The 16,391-nt window shown below is 68.0% G+C and carries 14 protein-coding genes; 7 read left to right on the plus strand and 7 right to left on the minus strand.

The window, feature by feature from the left end; genetic code table 11:
* Positions 1–11: 11 nt before the first annotated feature.
* Positions 12–719, plus strand: coding sequence for a DUF899 domain-containing protein (locus tag ACEL92_RS12780; RefSeq protein ID WP_374025897.1), 708 nt, complete (start codon positions 12–14; stop codon positions 717–719).
* 174 nt (positions 720–893) lie between these two features.
* Here ACEL92_RS12780 and ACEL92_RS12785 read toward each other — a convergent pair whose 3' ends face one another.
* Positions 894–1,208, minus strand: a complete 315-nt coding sequence (locus ACEL92_RS12785; RefSeq protein WP_073873549.1) for a DUF732 domain-containing protein — start codon at positions 1,206–1,208, stop codon at positions 894–896.
* Positions 1,209–1,477: 269 nt separating this feature from the next.
* On the opposite strand from ACEL92_RS12785, the gene ACEL92_RS12790 reads away from it, so the two are divergent.
* Positions 1,478–2,017 (plus strand): FKBP-type peptidyl-prolyl cis-trans isomerase, encoded by a 540-nt coding sequence (locus tag ACEL92_RS12790; protein ID WP_374026200.1) that lies wholly within the window; start codon positions 1,478–1,480, stop codon positions 2,015–2,017.
* A 157-nt stretch (positions 2,018–2,174) separates the two neighbouring features.
* On the plus strand, positions 2,175–2,822 hold the full coding sequence (locus tag ACEL92_RS12795) for a heme oxygenase (biliverdin-producing) (protein WP_374025898.1): 648 nt from the start codon (positions 2,175–2,177) through the stop codon (positions 2,820–2,822).
* Between the two features lie 91 nt (positions 2,823–2,913).
* Here ACEL92_RS12795 and ACEL92_RS12800 read toward each other — a convergent pair whose 3' ends face one another.
* A complete protein-coding gene (locus ACEL92_RS12800; RefSeq protein WP_374025899.1) occupies positions 2,914–4,347 on the minus strand; it encodes an FAD-binding protein in 1,434 nt (477 codons plus the stop codon).
* Positions 4,348–4,590: 243 nt separating this feature from the next.
* On the opposite strand from ACEL92_RS12800, the gene ACEL92_RS12805 reads away from it, so the two are divergent.
* Both ACEL92_RS12805 and ACEL92_RS12810 read left to right on the plus strand, forming a co-directional pair.
* On the plus strand, positions 4,591–5,271 hold the full coding sequence (locus ACEL92_RS12805) for a GAP family protein (protein WP_374025900.1): 681 nt from the start codon (positions 4,591–4,593) through the stop codon (positions 5,269–5,271).
* A gap of 55 nt (positions 5,272–5,326) precedes the next feature.
* Entirely contained in the window at positions 5,327–6,097 is a 771-nt protein-coding gene (locus ACEL92_RS12810) for a class I SAM-dependent methyltransferase (RefSeq protein WP_374025901.1), read from the plus strand.
* 11 nt (positions 6,098–6,108) lie between these two features.
* On the opposite strand, the gene ACEL92_RS12815 is transcribed toward ACEL92_RS12810, so the two are convergent.
* The 3 genes from ACEL92_RS12815 to ACEL92_RS12825 form a co-directional block, all read right to left on the minus strand.
* Positions 6,109–7,344, minus strand: a complete 1,236-nt coding sequence (locus ACEL92_RS12815; protein WP_374025902.1) for an osmoprotectant NAGGN system M42 family peptidase — start codon at positions 7,342–7,344, stop codon at positions 6,109–6,111.
* A 221-nt stretch (positions 7,345–7,565) separates the two neighbouring features.
* Entirely contained in the window at positions 7,566–7,793 is a 228-nt protein-coding gene (locus ACEL92_RS12820; protein ID WP_374025903.1) for a hypothetical protein, read from the minus strand.
* A 727-nt stretch (positions 7,794–8,520) separates the two neighbouring features.
* The gene (locus ACEL92_RS12825; protein WP_374025904.1) at positions 8,521–9,402 is read right to left on the minus strand and encodes a CoA ester lyase; all 882 of its coding nucleotides are present in this window, start codon (positions 9,400–9,402) and stop codon (positions 8,521–8,523) included.
* 162 nt (positions 9,403–9,564) lie between these two features.
* On the opposite strand from ACEL92_RS12825, the gene ACEL92_RS12830 reads away from it, so the two are divergent.
* Entirely contained in the window at positions 9,565–10,488 is a 924-nt protein-coding gene (locus ACEL92_RS12830; protein WP_374025905.1) for a class I SAM-dependent methyltransferase, read from the plus strand.
* A gap of 6 nt (positions 10,489–10,494) precedes the next feature.
* Here ACEL92_RS12830 and zwf read toward each other — a convergent pair whose 3' ends face one another.
* Positions 10,495–12,000 (minus strand): glucose-6-phosphate dehydrogenase, encoded by a 1,506-nt coding sequence (gene zwf, locus ACEL92_RS12835; protein WP_374025906.1) that lies wholly within the window; start codon positions 11,998–12,000, stop codon positions 10,495–10,497.
* A 163-nt stretch (positions 12,001–12,163) separates the two neighbouring features.
* On the opposite strand from zwf, the gene ACEL92_RS12840 reads away from it, so the two are divergent.
* Positions 12,164–12,346 carry a hypothetical protein gene (locus tag ACEL92_RS12840; protein ID WP_374025907.1) on the plus strand — a complete coding sequence of 61 codons (183 nt, stop codon included), beginning with the start codon at positions 12,164–12,166 and terminating at the stop codon, positions 12,344–12,346.
* A 104-nt stretch (positions 12,347–12,450) separates the two neighbouring features.
* Here the strand turns inward: ACEL92_RS12840 and hrpA are convergent, their stop codons facing one another.
* Entirely contained in the window at positions 12,451–16,365 is a 3,915-nt protein-coding gene (hrpA, locus tag ACEL92_RS12845) for an ATP-dependent RNA helicase HrpA (protein ID WP_374025908.1), read from the minus strand.
* Positions 16,366–16,391: the final 26 nt, after the last annotated feature.

Raw genomic sequence — 16,391 nt, forward strand, 5'->3', positions numbered from 1 at the left:
AGGTGGATCCCATGTCCGCATACACGGCCCTGCCGCCCGTCGTCGATCACCCAACGTGGCGCGCGGCGCTGGACGAACTGCGCAAACGGGAGAAGGCCGCCACCCGCGAGTTGGATGCGATCGCCGCCCAACGCCGCCGGTTGCCGATGGTCGAGTTGCCTGACTACACCCTAATGGGCGCCGACGGGCCCATCCGCCTGGCGGAGGTGTTCGACGGCCGCTCGCAGTTGATCGTCTACCACCACATGTGGTCCGACGGCGCGGAGTGGCAGTGCAGCGGGTGCACAGGTTTCACATCGCAATTCACCCGCCTGGAATTCCTGGGCAACTACGACGCCCGGTTCGTCATCGTGACCAACGGACCGATCGACGAGGCGCTCGCCTACAAGCGCAAGGTCGGCAACCGCATGGACTGGTATTCGTCGTCCCAGAGCCCGTTCGCGGCCGACATGGACGCGCCCCCCGGCGGCGGGTTCGGCGTCAACGTGTTCCTGCGCGACGGCGAGACCGTCTACCGCACCTGGCATACCAACGGCCGAGGAACCGAGCAACTGAGCCACACATTCGGCCTCATCGACATCCTGCCGTGGGGCCGCCAAGAGGACTGGCTCGATTCGCCCGAAGGCTGGCCCGCACGGCCGATGTACTCGGGGTGGCTGGACTCCCCCGCCATCGCGGCCGCCTACGGCCCAACAAGCGGAGTCAACCATGAACGGTGAACGATACTCTGAGGATTACTCGTCCACTCGCTGCCTCGCTCAAGCGATCGGTCGTGAGCTGAACACCTAGGGCGCCACCCCTACTGTGCGGCAAGTGCCGAATTCGCAGCGACGCAGTGGATTTCGGAAGAGGGCACCGGGCCGCGGAAGAAATTGGGCCAGGGGTGCGTAGAGTCACGTGCACAGGGATGGGGCGTCGCACACGTTGCCTGGGCAATAGATGGAGTGGGCCGCATCCACCATGGTTCCGACGTCCAACAGGGTGACTCCCCGCGCGTTCAAATGGGCGTGCACGTCGTCGGCGATCTGTTGTGGCGTCCAACCCCACGTGAGGTCGTAACAAATCAGGTGGGCTTCCCCGATCAGCGCCTCCTCCGTCTGCGGAGGCCAACTGAGTCCTACGGCGCGCAGCTGCGCGAGGTAGGCGTCGTCTTGGGGGGTGTTCGCAGTCGCAATGGCGGTGCTGGTCACGAGGGCAGCCCCAGCCATCAGGGGAATGCTCAGTGCGGCAAGCCAGGGGGGTGAGGGCATGCGATTCATCCCTTTCTGCTGGGCGCCAGGGTTCGCGGGGCTCAAAGCAGCACGGATGAAGAATAACGAAAGTGTGGATACCGGGCTCGGTGTAGTTCGTATCAGCTTTGGCACCGGCATCCGTGCCTGCCTGTCTTGCGATCAGTTCTTTGCCCGGCGGCCCGAATTCGGGCCACTCGCTAACCGACGGTTAAGGGGTCTGTAGCGTCACGGCGGTGAAGTCCTCCCTGGTGAATTCCTCCGTCGCGGTCTGCGTCGCCGCGACCGTGCTGGCGATCGTCACGCCGGGCAACGCGGCGGCGGCCGGCTCATGCCCGACGGCGCCACCGCAAAGCGGCGGAACGCCCGACTGGACGCTGACCGGGACCACCGGCAGCGTCGCGGTCACCGGATCCACCGATACGACGGCGCCGCGCGTGGACGTGACCGCACCGTTCGCCGTGACCCAGACCCAGGTGCATACGCTGCACAGCGGAGATGGACCGGTGGTCCCGCCCACGGCCACGGTCTCCGTCTGCTACATGGGCGTCAATGGACGCGACGGGTCGGTGTTCGACAGCAGCTATCAACGCGGCACCTCCATCGACTTCCCGCTCAACGGCGTTGTGCCCGGCTTCCAGAAGGCCATTGCGGGACAGAAGGTGGGGTCCACGGTCGCCGTCGCGATGACCTCGGCGGACGGCTACCCGAACGGTCAGCCCAGCGCCGGCATCCGGCCGGGCGACTCGCTGGTCTTCGCGATCAAGATCCTGAGCGCGTCGGGCTAGCTCCGTCGAAAGTGTGTTGTGTTTTTCGAGTTCCGCGCGCGCCGCGTCGCGTCCGCGAACGACCGGTGTCCGGGGCCAGCGGGTGAGGGTGCTCGGCGCGGTACGGTTCCCTCGATCACCATCTCGCCGGCGATCGCCAATGTAATCTGAGCGGGACATGCGCCCGATCGACAGTCCCATACGCGGCCGTTTGTCGATCGCGATGAAGGAAGGCTCGGCGGCAGAACACGTCGCCGCCGAGCAGAGCCCCTTCATTTCCGAACTGTTGGCCGGCCGGGTGACCGCTCGCGGCTATTCGGAATACCTGCTTCGGCTACGTGGGGTGTACGCCGCCCTCGAGGACGCCATCCGGGCCCGCCGCACTGACCCCCTGGTCGCCGCCGTGTACGACCCGGCGTTGGAGCGCCTTCCGGCCATCGACGCCGATCTGATGCACTGGCGCACCGACGGCACGCGCGAGGTCGACTCCCCTGCGGTGACGGCATACCGCGAGCGGATCGAAACGCTGACCTGGGGTGGCTCGCTGGTGGCCCATCACTACACGCGCTATCTCGGGGACCTCTCCGGGGGCCGGGTCATCCACAATGCCCTCGATCGCACGTTTGATCTTCGCGGCATCGGGCTCGCATTCTACGAATTCCCCGTGCGGCCCAAGCCGTACAAAGACTCCTATCGCGCCCGCCTTGACGCGCTCCGCCCGAGCACGCGCGACATCGGCCGCGTCGTCGACGAGGTCAAATTGGCATTCGGGTTGAATCACGCCTTACTCGACGAACTCGCCGACTACATCCCCAGCCGGCCTTGACGTTCGGTCGCTCGAGCGGCAGGCATACATGGGGCCGCGCGGCTCGCCGCGGCCGCACAACTCCGCGCGGACCGAGCCGGCCCGCCATGCACTAAAAGTTGAGCCCCGAGAACATGATTCGGCCAGGATCGTACTTCTGCCGCACGGCGGCCAGCTTGGACAGGTTCGAGCTGAAATACCGCGATGGCTGTTGATTCGCCTCGATGTAGTTCACGTATCCACCGACCGAGTGCGGTTGCACCGCTTGGTGCGCGGTGTTGAGCCAGTTCGTCGCCGCCGCCGCGTCGCCGGTCTCGACGTACCACTGGACCAGCGCATACTGCCGGCGCCACGGGAAGGCGGTCGCCCCCGGCGCCACATCGGCGAGGGCGCCGTCAAGCGCGTGCATGATGGCCAACATGCGCCCGGCTCCACGGGGAAAGGCGTTGACGGCCTGGGCGATTCCCTGCGCAGTGGCCGCGTCGACGACGGGCAGCACGTCGGATCCACCGACGTACCCCAACGGTGCCGGGTTGAGGTTCCCGACGGCCAGGTACCGCACCAGGTCCAGGTAGTTGAACGTGTGGTTCTCGGTCCCCGTCGGTTGCAGGCCAACGATTTTGGTGATGTTGGCCCCGACCGCGGCGCCGGAACCGACCGGGCACGTCGCCATGATGCGGCAATGGGTTCCCATCGGGTCGACGGTGGCGTCCGCCAACGCCCAGCTGTTCCGGTCGGCGGTGCGCAGCCAGTTCTGCCAGCCGACCAACACCTGCGCAAACGCCTCCGCCGGGAAGTTGAGGTTGACCACGTCGAGATCGGTGGTCGGAAACGTCGCGAAGGTCAGCGACGTCGTCACGCCGAAGTTGCCGCCGCCGCCACCGCGCAACGCCCAAAACAGGTCGGGGTTGCTCGCGTTGGACGCGGTCACCGCCTGGCCGCCGGGCAGCACCACCGACGCCGACACCAGCTGGTCGCACAGCAGGCCCGCGTGCCGGGAGTTGGCGCCCAACCCCCCGCCCAGGGTGTGGCCTGAGGCGCCGACCGACGGGCACGTGCCCGTGGGGATGCCCCGGCCGGCGCCGGCCAGCGTCTGGTGCATCGCATACAGGCTCGTCGCGGGAGTCACCGTCACCTGCCCGGTGGCGGCGTCGTAGTTGACTCCCCCGGGCAGCTGACGCAAGTCGAGCACCATGACACCATTCGCCGTGGACGCCCCGATGTACGAATGCCCCCCGCTGCGCGGAGCGACCTTCAAATTGTGGGCTGCGGCGAACGCCATGGCCTTCTGCACGTCCGCCGGAGACGTCGGGGTGACGATAGCGGCTGGCGTCGAGCCGTTGTAGTTGGTGTTGAACACCTGCTTGGCCGAGCCGAAAGCGCCGTTGTCCGGTAACAGCACCTGCCCGCCGATGGCGGTGGACAGGCCCTCCCAGCCGGTCGGATTCGGCGCGGCGGTGGCGCGGGCCGGCCCGAGTACCGTGCCAGCAACCAACGCTCCGGCGGCTCCCCGCAGAAACGTCTGGCGCGATATTTCACGCGCCATTGCCGGGCTCCCGCGTCAGGCTCATGTCCCGCATTGTCAAACGTGCACTGGCCAAAGCCGCGGTGCCCCATGCCGTGTGACCGGATCGAGATCGATACGAGCCGCCCCGGTGATGCACCCACCAGCCTGGGTTGACGCCGCCTCAACCAGACACGCCGGTCTCCGGCTCGTATTCTCGGCAGCATGATCGCCGCCTCGATGTCCACGCCCGGCAAGTTCGCGCGGTAGGCCGGGTTCGACCACGTGGGTGCTCTTGTGGTGGCGCTTGCGGGCCTGGCGCTTCTCGATTCGTTGAACGTCCTCAACGTGGGTGTGGTCTCGGCGGTGGTCTTTGACAGCCGGTTGAGCCGCCGCTCGCCGGTTCCGGGCGCCCTGAGCTTCATTGCGGGCGTGTTCGCCGTGACAACCACATTCGGACTGTGCACGGTTCTGGGTCTCAGCTTCTTGACCCGTGTCGTCGGCTTCCACCTGACGCCGGCCGTCCGGTTCGGCGGCGAGCTGGCGCTCGGCCTGGTGCTGACCGGCCTGGCGTATTTTCCGTTGACGGCCCAATCGTCGGCTCCGGGTTGGGCGCTGGCGGCGATGCGTGAGCGTCCCTGGCTGCTCGGGTTCCTCGGGCTGGCGGTCGGGAGTGGCCAAGCGCCAACCGCCATTCCCTATCTCACCGGCCTGGCCATGCTCGCGGCCTTGCACCCGAGACCGGCGCTCTGGCCCTTGGCCATCATCGTCTACTGGGCGATCGCGCTGTCGCCGCCGTTGCTGATCCTTGGCCTGTCGATGAGAAAAACCATGCGGGCCAAGCGCATTCAGCGGCGCCTCGTACGTGTCCTCACCCGCTACGGCCCGATGTCGGTGCGGCTGTTGTTCCTGGTCTTCGGAATCGGGTTGGTGGCCGACGCGCTCGTCAATCACAGCGCGCTGTAGTGACCCACAACTCTTTCTCATCTCTTGCCCAGCGAGCTGGATTACCTTGGCGGTTGTGACCGATCGCCAAGAACGCGCCATGTCCTTCGGCTCGATCGCCGAGGACTACGACGGCTTTCGCCCGCGACCTCCGGACGAAGCGGTGGACTGGCTGGTGCCGTCCCGGTGCGAGGTCGCGGTCGACGTGGGTGCGGGTACCGGTCTGTTCACCCGGGCGCTGCGGAGCAGGGCGGCAGAGGTCATCGCCGTGGAGCCCGACGCGCGTATGCGGGCGGTGCTCACCGGGCGGTCGCCCGAGGTGCGGGCCGTCGAAGGCACGGGTGAGAACATTCCGCTTCCCGATGCGACCGTCGACGCGGTGTTCGTCTCTTCGGCGTGGCACTGGATGGATCCTCAGCGCGCCGTTCCCGAGATCGGCCGGGTGCTGCGCGACAACGGGCGATTCGGCCTGATCTGGACCAGTCGGGATCGTGAGGTGGACTGGGTTCGCGACCTGGACCTGCTTCCGGGCGAGGACACGCCCGAGTCGGAATCCCCCGACCGCTTCCGCCGGCGCCACGAAAACGTCGTGCTCCCCGATCCGCAGATCTTCCACAACGCGTGCCGCGAGACGTTCACATTCGTGCGGACCATGACCATCGACGATGTCGTCGCGATGGTCGGCACATACAGCAGGGTGATCATCGCACCTGAAGCTGAGCGCGCCGCGCGACTGGCCAATGCCCGCGCCGCCTTGACCGAGCGCTTCTCCGGCGCCGAAGCGATCGACGTCCCGATGAAGTCGCGCTGCTGGCGCGCGGACCGCATTGCCCGCGCCGGCCGATAGGGGTCAGCGCCTCAGGCCTGGGGGCCCTCCGACGGGGGCCAGTGCGATCCCGGCCACGCCTCGCCGGGCGGATCATGTTCCCCACGGGCGAGCGGCACCCACCGCTCGCTGGGGGCAGGCTGCTTGGACGAGGGGAAGTCCCGCAGCTTGCCCGAGGGCTTGGCGTCCCATTTGGCGAAGGTCAGTGGTGTCTGCAGCCAGGAGTGCAACAGGCAGTAGACCGCCTGTAACGAATCCAGGTGGGTGCGCTCCCAACCGTGGCTTCCGTCGAGCCCGAAGCCGACGAGGGCCGCGCGGGTGCCCGCTCCCGCCTCGATCGCCGCCGCGGCGTCGGAGCGATAGAACCGGAACACGTCTCGCGCGCAACGGATGTCCTGCTCTTGGGCCAGCCGGCACAGCTTGCGCGTCAGGTGGTAGTCAAACGGACCGTGCAGGTCGGCCATCGGTATCGTCACGCCGTCCTCGATGGAGTGCTGACCCGGCGCGCACACCGCGTTGTCCACCGAGACCAGTTCGGCGACGTCGGCCGGCAAGCCGTGGCTCGCCCCGTGGCCGACTTCCTCGGTGATGGTGATCATGACCATCGTGCGGTGCGGGAGCACCACCTTGTTCTCCGCGAAATTCTTCGCCAACGCCAGCGCGATCGCGACGCCCGCCTTGCCATCAAGGTGGCGGGAGACGATGTAGCCGTCGGCGGTCAGTTCCGGGCTGGCGATCAGCGCGACGAAATCACCGATCTGCAGGCCGAGACGGACCAGGTCCTCCCGCGAGTGCACCTGGCGGTCGACGCGGACCTCGACGTGTTCCCAGTCCGTGGGCTGCAGGTCGATCTCGTCACCGAACGCGTGCCCGCTGGCCTTGAGCGGCAGGATCGTGCCGGTGATGAACTCGTCGGGGTCGTCGGAAAAGATCCGCACCCGCGCGCCGGCCGCGAACCGGGCCGAAAAGGTGCCGACCGGAATCACCTCGAGACGCCCGTTGTCCTTGAGCCGACGGACCATGCACCCGATGGTGTCGGCGTGGACCACCAGCGCGCGGTCCGTCGTCGCCGACTTGCCAGGGAGTTCGGCGGTCAGCGCCCCACGCCGCGTCAGCGAAAACGGCACGCCGAAATCATCGAAGATGTCACCGATGAGCTGCATCACCGCGTCCGTCCGGCCCGCCGGACTTGGCGTCTGCAGCAGCGCGAGCAGCGTGTCGACCATCCACGTGCGGTCGGCCTCGGCCATGGCCGTGGTTTGGCGCACGGTATCTCCTCTCGAATCACTCGGGACCGGATTAACCTACCGCGTGGCCACCGTTGACCCGCTGGCCCGGGCTGCGGGACTCGCGCCGCAAGACGGCGCCCGTCCTCCGCTGCCATCACGGTAGAGCACTTCGGATCCAGGCGCCCGTTGGCGCAACCGGGTTCGGCCCGGCAAAAGGCGCAGGGCTTAGCCGATCGAGGGCTAGGCAGACGCGGTCGCCGTCACGGGTTCACGTTGGGGCAGGCCTGTTTGATCCAGTTGGTGATCAGGTCCCTGTTGCTGTTGAGATCGGCATCGTTGGGCTGTGCGCCGCCCGTGGTGACGAAGTGCTCGATCGCGGCCTTCACGGTGTCGGGTGGGCCGTAGTTCTCGAGCGTGTCGGCGTACTTGCGCGCTTTCTCGGGGTTGTTGGCCACCATCAGGTTGTCCTTGGCGAACGAGATATCCAAGCAGGTGGATTGGTCGAAGGACTGGGCTTGCGCGGGAGACGACGCCGGCGGCGTCGGCGACGGTGACGGGGCGGGCGGCTGCGAGCTCGAGGTCGGCGATTGGCCGGATGAAGACGCCGACGGCGACGAGTCGTTCGAGCATCCCGCCGTGATTATCGCGATGGCGACCAGTCCTGCGCAGGTAGTTCGGGCTCGCCGCATCGGACACTCCTTTGTCCCCCGACGGTCGTGTTTGCTGTATGCACCCTACCGGTCGCGGATATTGGATTGAAGCGGTTTGTACGCCTTATTTCGCCTCGCCGCCACACCGTGCGGGAAAGGGGCCGGGTGATGACCGCCCATTTGTTGACCTGGGAAACCCTTGACCTGCGAACGGTTTTGTTACACCCGTGGCCGACAACTCCGATTTGCGACGTGAAATGTCGCGGTGTTCGGATGCCCCCAGCGCGGAACACCGCGGTTGGATGGTTGAACCGATGACTACTTTGCGATGAACTCCGCAATTTGCTGTGGGATGGGCCCGCTCGACGGCTCGGTGCGACCCAGAAGGGTGGGCAACACAGGCGCCAACTATGCGATGTCCGCCGCCCGCCATCGGAATCCTGGTTGCCGCGTGCGGCGGCAGCAACGTCAGCGGACCTCGACCGCGCCCTAAGGGCCACCGGATCGAAGAGCAAGGAAACGAACGACAAGCTCGGCAAGGCCGACGAGCAATGAGCCAGGACGCCTAAGAGGCGGATGTCAGTTCCTCGATGATCTCGGCGAGGCCGAGGATCCGTTCGGCGTTGCGGACGTGCAGGCTCTCGATCATGCGACCGTCCACCGTGATCACACTCGTCCCCGCGGCCCGCGCCTCCCGGTAGGCGGCCACCACCTTGCGCGCGTCGGTGAGTTCCCGCTCCGAGGGACCGAACAGGTCGTTCGCGGGCCCGATCTGGGACGGGTGGATCAAACTCTTGCCGTCGAAACCCATTTCGCGGCCCTGGCGCGCCTCGGCCCGAAAGCCGTCCTCATCGGTGATGTCGTTGAATACGCCGTCCAGGATCACCTTCCCGGCCGCCCTGGCTCCCAGAACAGCCAAGGACAACGCGGGTACGACGGGCGCCCGACCCGGCACGTGCAAGGCGTGCAGGTCGTTCACCAGGTCGTTGGTGCCGATCACCAGCGCGGCCAATCGGTCACTGGCCGAGGCGATCTCTTCGGCCCGTAGGAAGGATCTCGGCGTCTCGATCATCACCCACAGCTGCAACGACTCCGGCGCGCCCAGCTTGCCCAACGTGGCGGCCAGCGCCCGGACCTGCTCGCCCGACTCGACTTTGGGCACCAGCACGCCGTCTGCGGTCGAACCGGCAACGGCCGCCAGGTCATCGTCATGCCACTCGGTGTCCAATCCGTTGATGCGCACCACGACCTCGCGGGGCGCGTAGCCGTCCGACGAGATCGCTTCGCACACCGTCGCCCTCGAATCGGCTTTGGCGTCGGGCCCGACGGCGTCCTCGAGGTCGAAGACGACCACGTCCGCGGGCAGCGATTTCCCCTTCTCCAGGGCCCGCGGCTTGTTGCCGGGCAGGTACAACGCGGAGCGGCGCGGGCGCAGGGTTGGTGCCATCGAGTGATTCGCTTCCTGTCGTCGGGCTCAGCGGGTGCGTGGTGAGCGCGGCATAGGCAGAAAGTACCCTTTGGCAAGGGTGTGGTCGCACGGCCCGTCGGCGGCGAACACCTGTTGGCGAAGTGGCCGCCGCGGCGGCCGAATTCCAGAAGGGAGCGGCGAGTGTCATCACTTGGTTCGGCGCGCACCGAGGGCGACAGCTGGGACTTGGCTTCCAGCGTCGGGGCGACCGCGACGATGGTCGCCGCCTCCCGGGCGCTGGCCTCACGCGAACCGGATCCACTGCTCGACGACCGCTTCGCCGAGCCGCTGGTACGCGCGGTCGGGCATCCCTTCTTCGTGCGCATGCTGGACGGGGAAGTCCCGCTCGACAGCGACGATATGCCCTTCACCCTGCAGCAGCGTCGCGAGCAAATCGCCGTGCGCACCAGGTTTTTCGACGATTTCCTCATGGCGGCGAGCGGGGCCGGGATACGTCAGGCCGTCATCCTGGCCGCCGGGCTGGACGCCCGCGCCTACCGGTTGGCCTGGTCCCCGGGCACGGTGGTTTACGAGGTCGATCAGCCCGAGGTCATCGCCTTCAAGCGCGAAACGCTGGCCCGGATCGGCGCCGAACCGACCGCCGAACGCCGGACCGTGGGTATCGATCTACGCGAAGATTGGCCGAAGGCGCTGTGCGGCAGTGGCTTTGACACGTCGGCGCCCACCGCTTGGATCGCCGAAGGTCTGCTCCCCTACCTGCCGCCGCAGGCGCAGGACCGGTTGTTGGACAGCATCACCGCGCTGAGCGCGCCGGGCAGTCGGCTGGCCACCGAGAACATCACCGACATGGCCGTGTTCAGCGACGAGCGAGCCCGGGCGATGCGGGCTGCCTGGCGCAAGCACGGACTGGACATCGACGTCGCCGATCTGGTGTGGCACGGGGAGCGCCAGCCCGCCGGGGACCACCTGGCGGCCACCGGCTGGGTGGTCACCCTCTACCCCAATGAGCAGCTATACGCCGAGCACGGCTTCGTCGTTCCGGACAACGAGATCATCAAGCGGTTCCGGCACGCCATCACCTACATCAGCGCCGAGCTGGGCTGAGCGCTGCTAGCGGTCGGGTTTGCGATCGCGCCATTCCCGCTCGAACGGTAGCCGCCACGCGTTCGGCGCGATCAATTGGTGAATGGCGTTGGGGCCCCACGTGCCCGGCTGGTACATCTTGGCCGGCGGTGGGTCGTCGAGCAGCTCCTGCGAACGCTCCCACAGCGATTCGATGCCCTCGGCGGTGGTGAACAGCGTGTGGTCACCGCGCATCGCGTCCAGGATCAGCCGTTCGTACGCCTCGAGCACATCGACGGCGGTTTCGATCTCCTGGGAGGAGAACTGCATGGACACCTTGTCCAGCTTCATGCCGGGGCCCGGCCGCTTGCCGTAGAACGACAGCGACACCTTGGAGTTGTCGGCGAGGTCGAACGTGAGGTGGTCGGGGCCTTGAGTGCCCACCCCCGAGCCCGGCGGGAACATCGTCCGCGGAGCTTCTCTGAACGCGATCGAGATGATGCGGATGCCCTCGGCCATCTTCTTGCCGGTGCGCAGATAGATGGGCACGCCGGCCCAGCGCCAATTGTCGATGCCGACCTTGAGCGCGATGAACGTCTCGGTGTCGGAATCCTTTGCCACGCCTTTCTCGTCGCGGTATCCGCCGTATTGGCCGCGCACCACGTTTGAAGGCTTGACCGGCAGCATCGACCGGAACACCTTGTTCTTTTCCTCACTGATGGCGAAGGGCTCGAGCGCCGTCGGCGGCTCCATCACCACGAACGCCATCACCTGGAAGAGGTGGGTCACCACCATGTCCTTGTACGCGCCGGTTTCCTCGTAGAAGTTGGCCCGCTGATCCAGCCCCAGCGCCTCGGGGATGTCGATCTGAATATGGTCGATGAAGTTGCGGTTCCAGATCGGCTCGAACAGACCGTTGGCGAAGCGGAACGCCAGGATGTTCTGGGCCGCCTCCTTGCCCAGGAAGTGGTCGATCCGAAAGATCTGGGATTCCTCGAACGTCTTGTGCACGAAATCGTTGAGCGCGACCGCGCTGGCCAGATCGGTCCCGAACGGCTTCTCCATCACCACTCGCGAGCGGTCGACGAGCTTCGCCTCGCGCAACATGGAGATGACTTCCCGCGCGGCCTTCGGCGGCACCGACAGGTAGTGCAACCGCCTGACATTGGAACCCAGGTTGGCTTCGGCTTGGGCAACGGCCTCGGCCAGCGCTTCCGGCCCCCGCCCCTGCGGAACGTAGGTGATGATCTTCGCGAAGTTGGCCCACTGTTCGTCCGAGAGCTGGCGGGTAGCGAACGAATCGATCGCCTCTTTTGCGATCTCCCGGAACTCGTCGTCACTGATGTCTTCCAACGACGTTGCGACGATCTGAATGTCCGGTGCGAGCTCGGACTGGTCCAGGTAGGCCAGCCCGGGGATCAGCTTGCGTTTCGCCAGATCCCCAGTCGCGCCGAAAAGGACGATGACGTGCGGGTCGAGCGGCTCGGTTTCGTGGCGGCGCGGACGCCCGCCGGCCGCCGGGTACGAGATGGTCTGCGGTTTCTTGTCGGCCACTCTTGCGATGATTCCATCGCCGGGGCGTTATGTCGCGTCCGTCACTCTTTGGCGCGTTCGACGCGGCGTTTGCGGGCCCGGAACGGAAGTATCACACTTACCTACCGGTTACCCCCCGGCTAACGGGGTATTGGGTACCGGCGGGCGGTACCCAGCACAGTCGATGGAAAGCGATATGACGAAACCGGACAAGGACCTACGGGGTCACTCGGAGGAGCTGGAAGACATCGTTGACCAGCTGGAGGAGAAGGTCGCCGACGATCGTGAGGCCGAAGGCGTCGCCGGCAAGCCCAGCGACCGCGAGCGCGCCCCCACTCGAGGCTCCAAGGAGGAGCCACCCGACTGACGCCTAGAAAGCAGGCGGGGCGCCGAACCAGGCGACATGTCCGTCCGGCCGTATCAACACCGGGTCGGGCGCCGCGATCACACCGAGCGCGGGCCTCAGCAGCGTCAGTCGCGCAGGGCGTCGATGGCGCGGTAGATCCGCTGTTCGCTCACCGGCCGTGGCGTACCCAGCTGCTGCGCCCACAGGCTCACCCGCAGTTCCTCGATCTGCCGCGCAACGTCGCGCACGTCGTCCGCCGCGCGCCGCGCGGGTGAAAGTGCCTGTGCCAATTCCTCGTAGGCGCGCTGCACGGCGTGCACCCGCTGCATCCGATCGCGGTCCGCCTCGATCCCGTAGGGCAGCCGCTCGAGGCGCCGGCGGATTGCGGTCAAGTAGCGCGCGAGGTCGGCCAGGTGGGCGCGACCCGTGGCGGTGACGAACCCCGGCGGCAAGAGTCGATCCAGCTGAGCGCGGACGTCGGCGATCGCGTCGGTCTGCGTAGGTGGGGGGCGGCCGGGCAGCAGCAGCCGCACTTCCTGCGCGGCGGCCAGCACCTGCTCCACGCGGGTCACGACGTCGGCGGTCGTCGGCACCAGGGCCGCGGCCACGCGGTCGCGCAGCGCGGCGAACTCGTCCCGGTTCCACACCGGCCCGGGCAGCAGCGCGTCCGTCGCGGCGTCGGCGCAGTCCTCGAGCAGCGCGGTCAGGGAACCGTCCGGGTTCGCGCCGAGCGAGAGCCGAGTCCGTGGACTCAATTGCCGCTCAACGGCTTTGACCGGAGACGGCACGCTCAGCCGTACCAACCGGCGCATGCCGGGCCCGATGGCGCCGTCCCGCTCCGCCGGGGTCGCGAACACCCGCAGGTCGACGGCGCCGCCCGCGTCGACGAAACCGGGAAAGCCACGCACGGCGCGTCCGTCGACCGTTCGCTCGACGACCTGCGGCAGGGCGTCGAGGTCGTCAGGCCAGGCGCGCAGCCCGGTTCGTTCCAGCTCGCCGGCGACCGCGCGGGCGACGGCCCGGCGCGCCGGCGCGGCCAGCCGTTGCTGCAACGCCGCCAAATCCTTTCCGCGGGCGACCTCGGTGCCGTCACCAGACTCGACGGCGAACGTCACCCGCAGGTGCGCCGGAAGCTTATCCAGGTCGAAGGCGTCGACGGGAATCAAAATGCCGGTCCGACGGCGCAATTCGCGCTGCAACGCCTCCAGCAGCGGCTCCCCCGCCGGGTCGATCCCGGCCAGCACGGCGCGCGCAGTGTCGGGAGCGGGAACGAAGTTGCGGCGCAGGTCCTTTGGCAGTGAGCGGATGAGCGCGGTCACCAGCTCCTCGCGCAGCGCCGGCACCTGCCAGGCGAACTCGTCACCGCCCAGCCGGGCGAGCACGTCGATCGGCACATGCACCGTGACGCCGTCGTCGGCGGCGCCCGGCTCGAACCGGTAGGTCAGGGGCAGCGTGACATCGCCGGAATGCCAGGCGGTCGGCCGCTCGGCGTCGGCCGTTCCGCCGGTGCGCAACAGGTCTTCGCGGGTGAAGGTGAGCAGCTCCGGTGTCTTGTGGCGTTGCTTGCGCCACCACGCGTCGAAGTGGCGCGCCGAGACGACATTCGCGGGCACGCGTGCGTCGTAGAACGCGTAGACCTCGTCGTCGCCGACCACCAGGTCGCGGCGGCGGGCCCGCTCCTCGAGCTCCTCGAGCTCGGCGCGTAGCCGCGCGTTGTCGCGGAAGAAGTGATGGCGGGTCTGCCAGTCCGCCTCCACCAGCGCGTGCCGGATGAACAGTTCCCGCGCCACCGCCGGCTCCACCCGGGCGTACCCCACGCGGCGGCGCGCGATCAGCGGCAGGCCATACAGCGTCACCCGCTCGTAGGCCATCACCTCGCCCCGTTTGGCGTCCCAATGCGGCTCACTGTAGGTGCGCTGCACCAGGTCGCCCGCGACGCGCTCGACCACCTCGGGCTGGATCCGCGCGGCGGTACGCCCGTAGAGGCGGCTGGTTTCGACCAGCTCCGCCACGACCACCCAGCGCGGCGGCCGCTTGGCGAGCGCGGATCCCGGCGCGAGGACGAAGCGGGAGTTTCGCGCGCCCAGATACTCACGCCCGTCCTCTCGGCGCATGCCCACATGCGACAGCAAGCCGGCCAGCAACGCCGCATGCACCCGCGCCGGGTCGGCCGGCTCCGCGGATTCGGCGTCTTCGACGATGCCCAGGTCGCGGGCGATGCTGCGCAGTTGCCCGACCAGGTCCTGCCACTCGCGGATGCGCAGGTAATGCAGGAATTCGTCTCGGCACATCCGGCGAAAGCCATTGCCGGTGAGCGCTTTTCGTCGCTCCCGCAAGTAGCGCCAGAGGTTGAGGTAGGACAGGAAGTCCGAATGGTCGTCGGTGAAGCGGGCGTGCTTTGCGCGCGCCGCCTCCTCGCGGTCAGTGGGACGCTCCCGCGGGTCGGGAATGGTCAGCGCGGCGGCCAGCACCAGCACCTCCCGCACGCATCCCTCGGTCTGCGCCTGCAGGATCATCCTGCCGAGCCGGGGGTCGACGGGCAGCCGCGCCAGCCGACGGCCGGTTTCAGTGATGGCGCCGTGGGCGTCGAACGCCCCCAACTCCTGCAGCAACTGCACACCGTCGCGGACGCTGCGCCGGTCCGGCGGATCGAGGAACGGAAAGTTCTCCACATAGCCAGGCGGCGGGCCGAGCCGCAGCGCGGCCATCTGTAGCAGCACCGCGGCGAGGTTGGTCCGCAGGATCTCGGGCTCGGTGTAGCGCGGACGGGCCGCGAAATCGTCCTCGGAATACAGGCGGATGCATACGCCGGCCGCGACGCGGCCGCAGCGGCCCGCCCGTTGCGCGGCGGACGCCTGCGAGATGGGTTCGATCGGCAGCCGCTGCACCTTCAGGCGGCGGCTGTACCGCGAGATGCGCGCGTTGCCGGGGTCGACGACGTAGCGGATGCCGGGCACGGTCAGCGACGTCTCGGCCACGTTGGTCGCCAGCACGACCCGGCGCCCGGTGTGGGGCGCGAAGACCTTCTGCTGCTCGGCGGTGGGCAGCCGGGCGTACAGGGGAAGCACCTCGGTGTCCTTCAGTCCGCCCAAAGCCTCTGCGGTGTCCCGGATTTCGCGTTCACCCGAGAGGAACACCAGGACGTCCCCGGGAGGCTCGGCCTCCAGTTCCCCGACCGCGTCGACGATCGCCTCGACCTCGTCGCGGGTCTCGGTGCGCACGATCTCATGGTCGGGGTCGTCCGGGTCGTCGTCTGGGCCGCTCGACACCGGCACTTCCAACGGCCGGTAGCGGATCTCGACCGGATACGTCCGCCCGGAGACCTCGACGATCGGCGCGCCGCCGAAGTGGTCCGCGAACCGTCGCGGCTCGATGGTCGCCGAGGTGACGATCACCTTCAGGTCGGGACGGCGCGGCAGCAGCTCGCGCAGGTACCCCAGCAGGAAGTCGATGTTCAGGCTGCGCTCGTGGGCCTCGTCGAGGATCAGCGTGTCGTAGCGCAACAGCCGGCGGTCGCGCTGGATCTCGGCGAGCAGGATGCCGTCGGTCATCAACTTGATCAGGGTGCGGTCGCTGACCTGGTCGGTGAATCGGACGGTGTAGCCGACGGTTTCGCCGAGCGGGCTGCCCAGTTCGTCAGCGATGCGCTGCGCGACGGTGCGCGCGGCCAGCCGCCGGGGCTGGGTGTGGCCGATGGTTCCCAGGATTCCCCGGCCCGCGTCCAGGCAGATTTTGGGCAGCTGGGTGGTCTTGCCCGAACCGGTTTCGCCGGCGACGACGACGACCTGGTTCGCGCGCACCGCGTCGGCGATCTCCTGCCGCCGCTCGCTGACCGGCAAGTCGGGGTAGGCGATCGCCGGCACCGCGGCCCGCCGGGTCATGACGAGCGCCTCGGCCCGCGTGATCTGCTCGGCGAGCTGCCGCAGGGTCTCGGGTTTCGCGCCGCGCAGATTCCGCAGACGCCCGCCCAGGCGCGCGGCGTCGCGAGTGGTCAGACCGTCGAGGCGGGCGTGCAGTTCCGCGACGGACAATTCGGACACTGTGGCCAGGATAGGCGCGCGGCTCG

The sequence above is a fragment of the Mycobacterium hainanense genome (genome assembly GCF_041890355.1).
GTDB classification, from domain to species: Bacteria; Actinomycetota; Actinomycetes; order Mycobacteriales; family Mycobacteriaceae; genus Mycobacterium; species Mycobacterium hainanense.

What these genes read in the sequence shown, in the direction of transcription:
- ACEL92_RS12800 (WP_374025899.1), bottom strand. Translation starts at nt 4,347, where the DNA reads ATGGCGCGTGAAATATCGCGCCAGACGTTTCTGCGGGGAGCCGCCGGA.
- ACEL92_RS12785 (WP_073873549.1), bottom strand. Translation starts at nt 1,208, where the DNA reads ATGGCTGGGGCTGCCCTCGTGACCAGCACCGCCATTGCGACTGCGAAC.
- ACEL92_RS12825 (WP_374025904.1), bottom strand. Translation starts at nt 9,402, where the DNA reads ATGGCACCAACCCTGCGCCCGCGCCGCTCCGCGTTGTACCTGCCCGGC.
- ACEL92_RS12795 (WP_374025898.1), top strand. Translation starts at nt 2,175, where the DNA reads ATGCGCCCGATCGACAGTCCCATACGCGGCCGTTTGTCGATCGCGATG.
- ACEL92_RS12840 (WP_374025907.1), top strand. Translation starts at nt 12,164, where the DNA reads ATGGAAAGCGATATGACGAAACCGGACAAGGACCTACGGGGTCACTCG.
- ACEL92_RS12780 (WP_374025897.1), top strand. Translation starts at nt 12, where the DNA reads ATGTCCGCATACACGGCCCTGCCGCCCGTCGTCGATCACCCAACGTGG.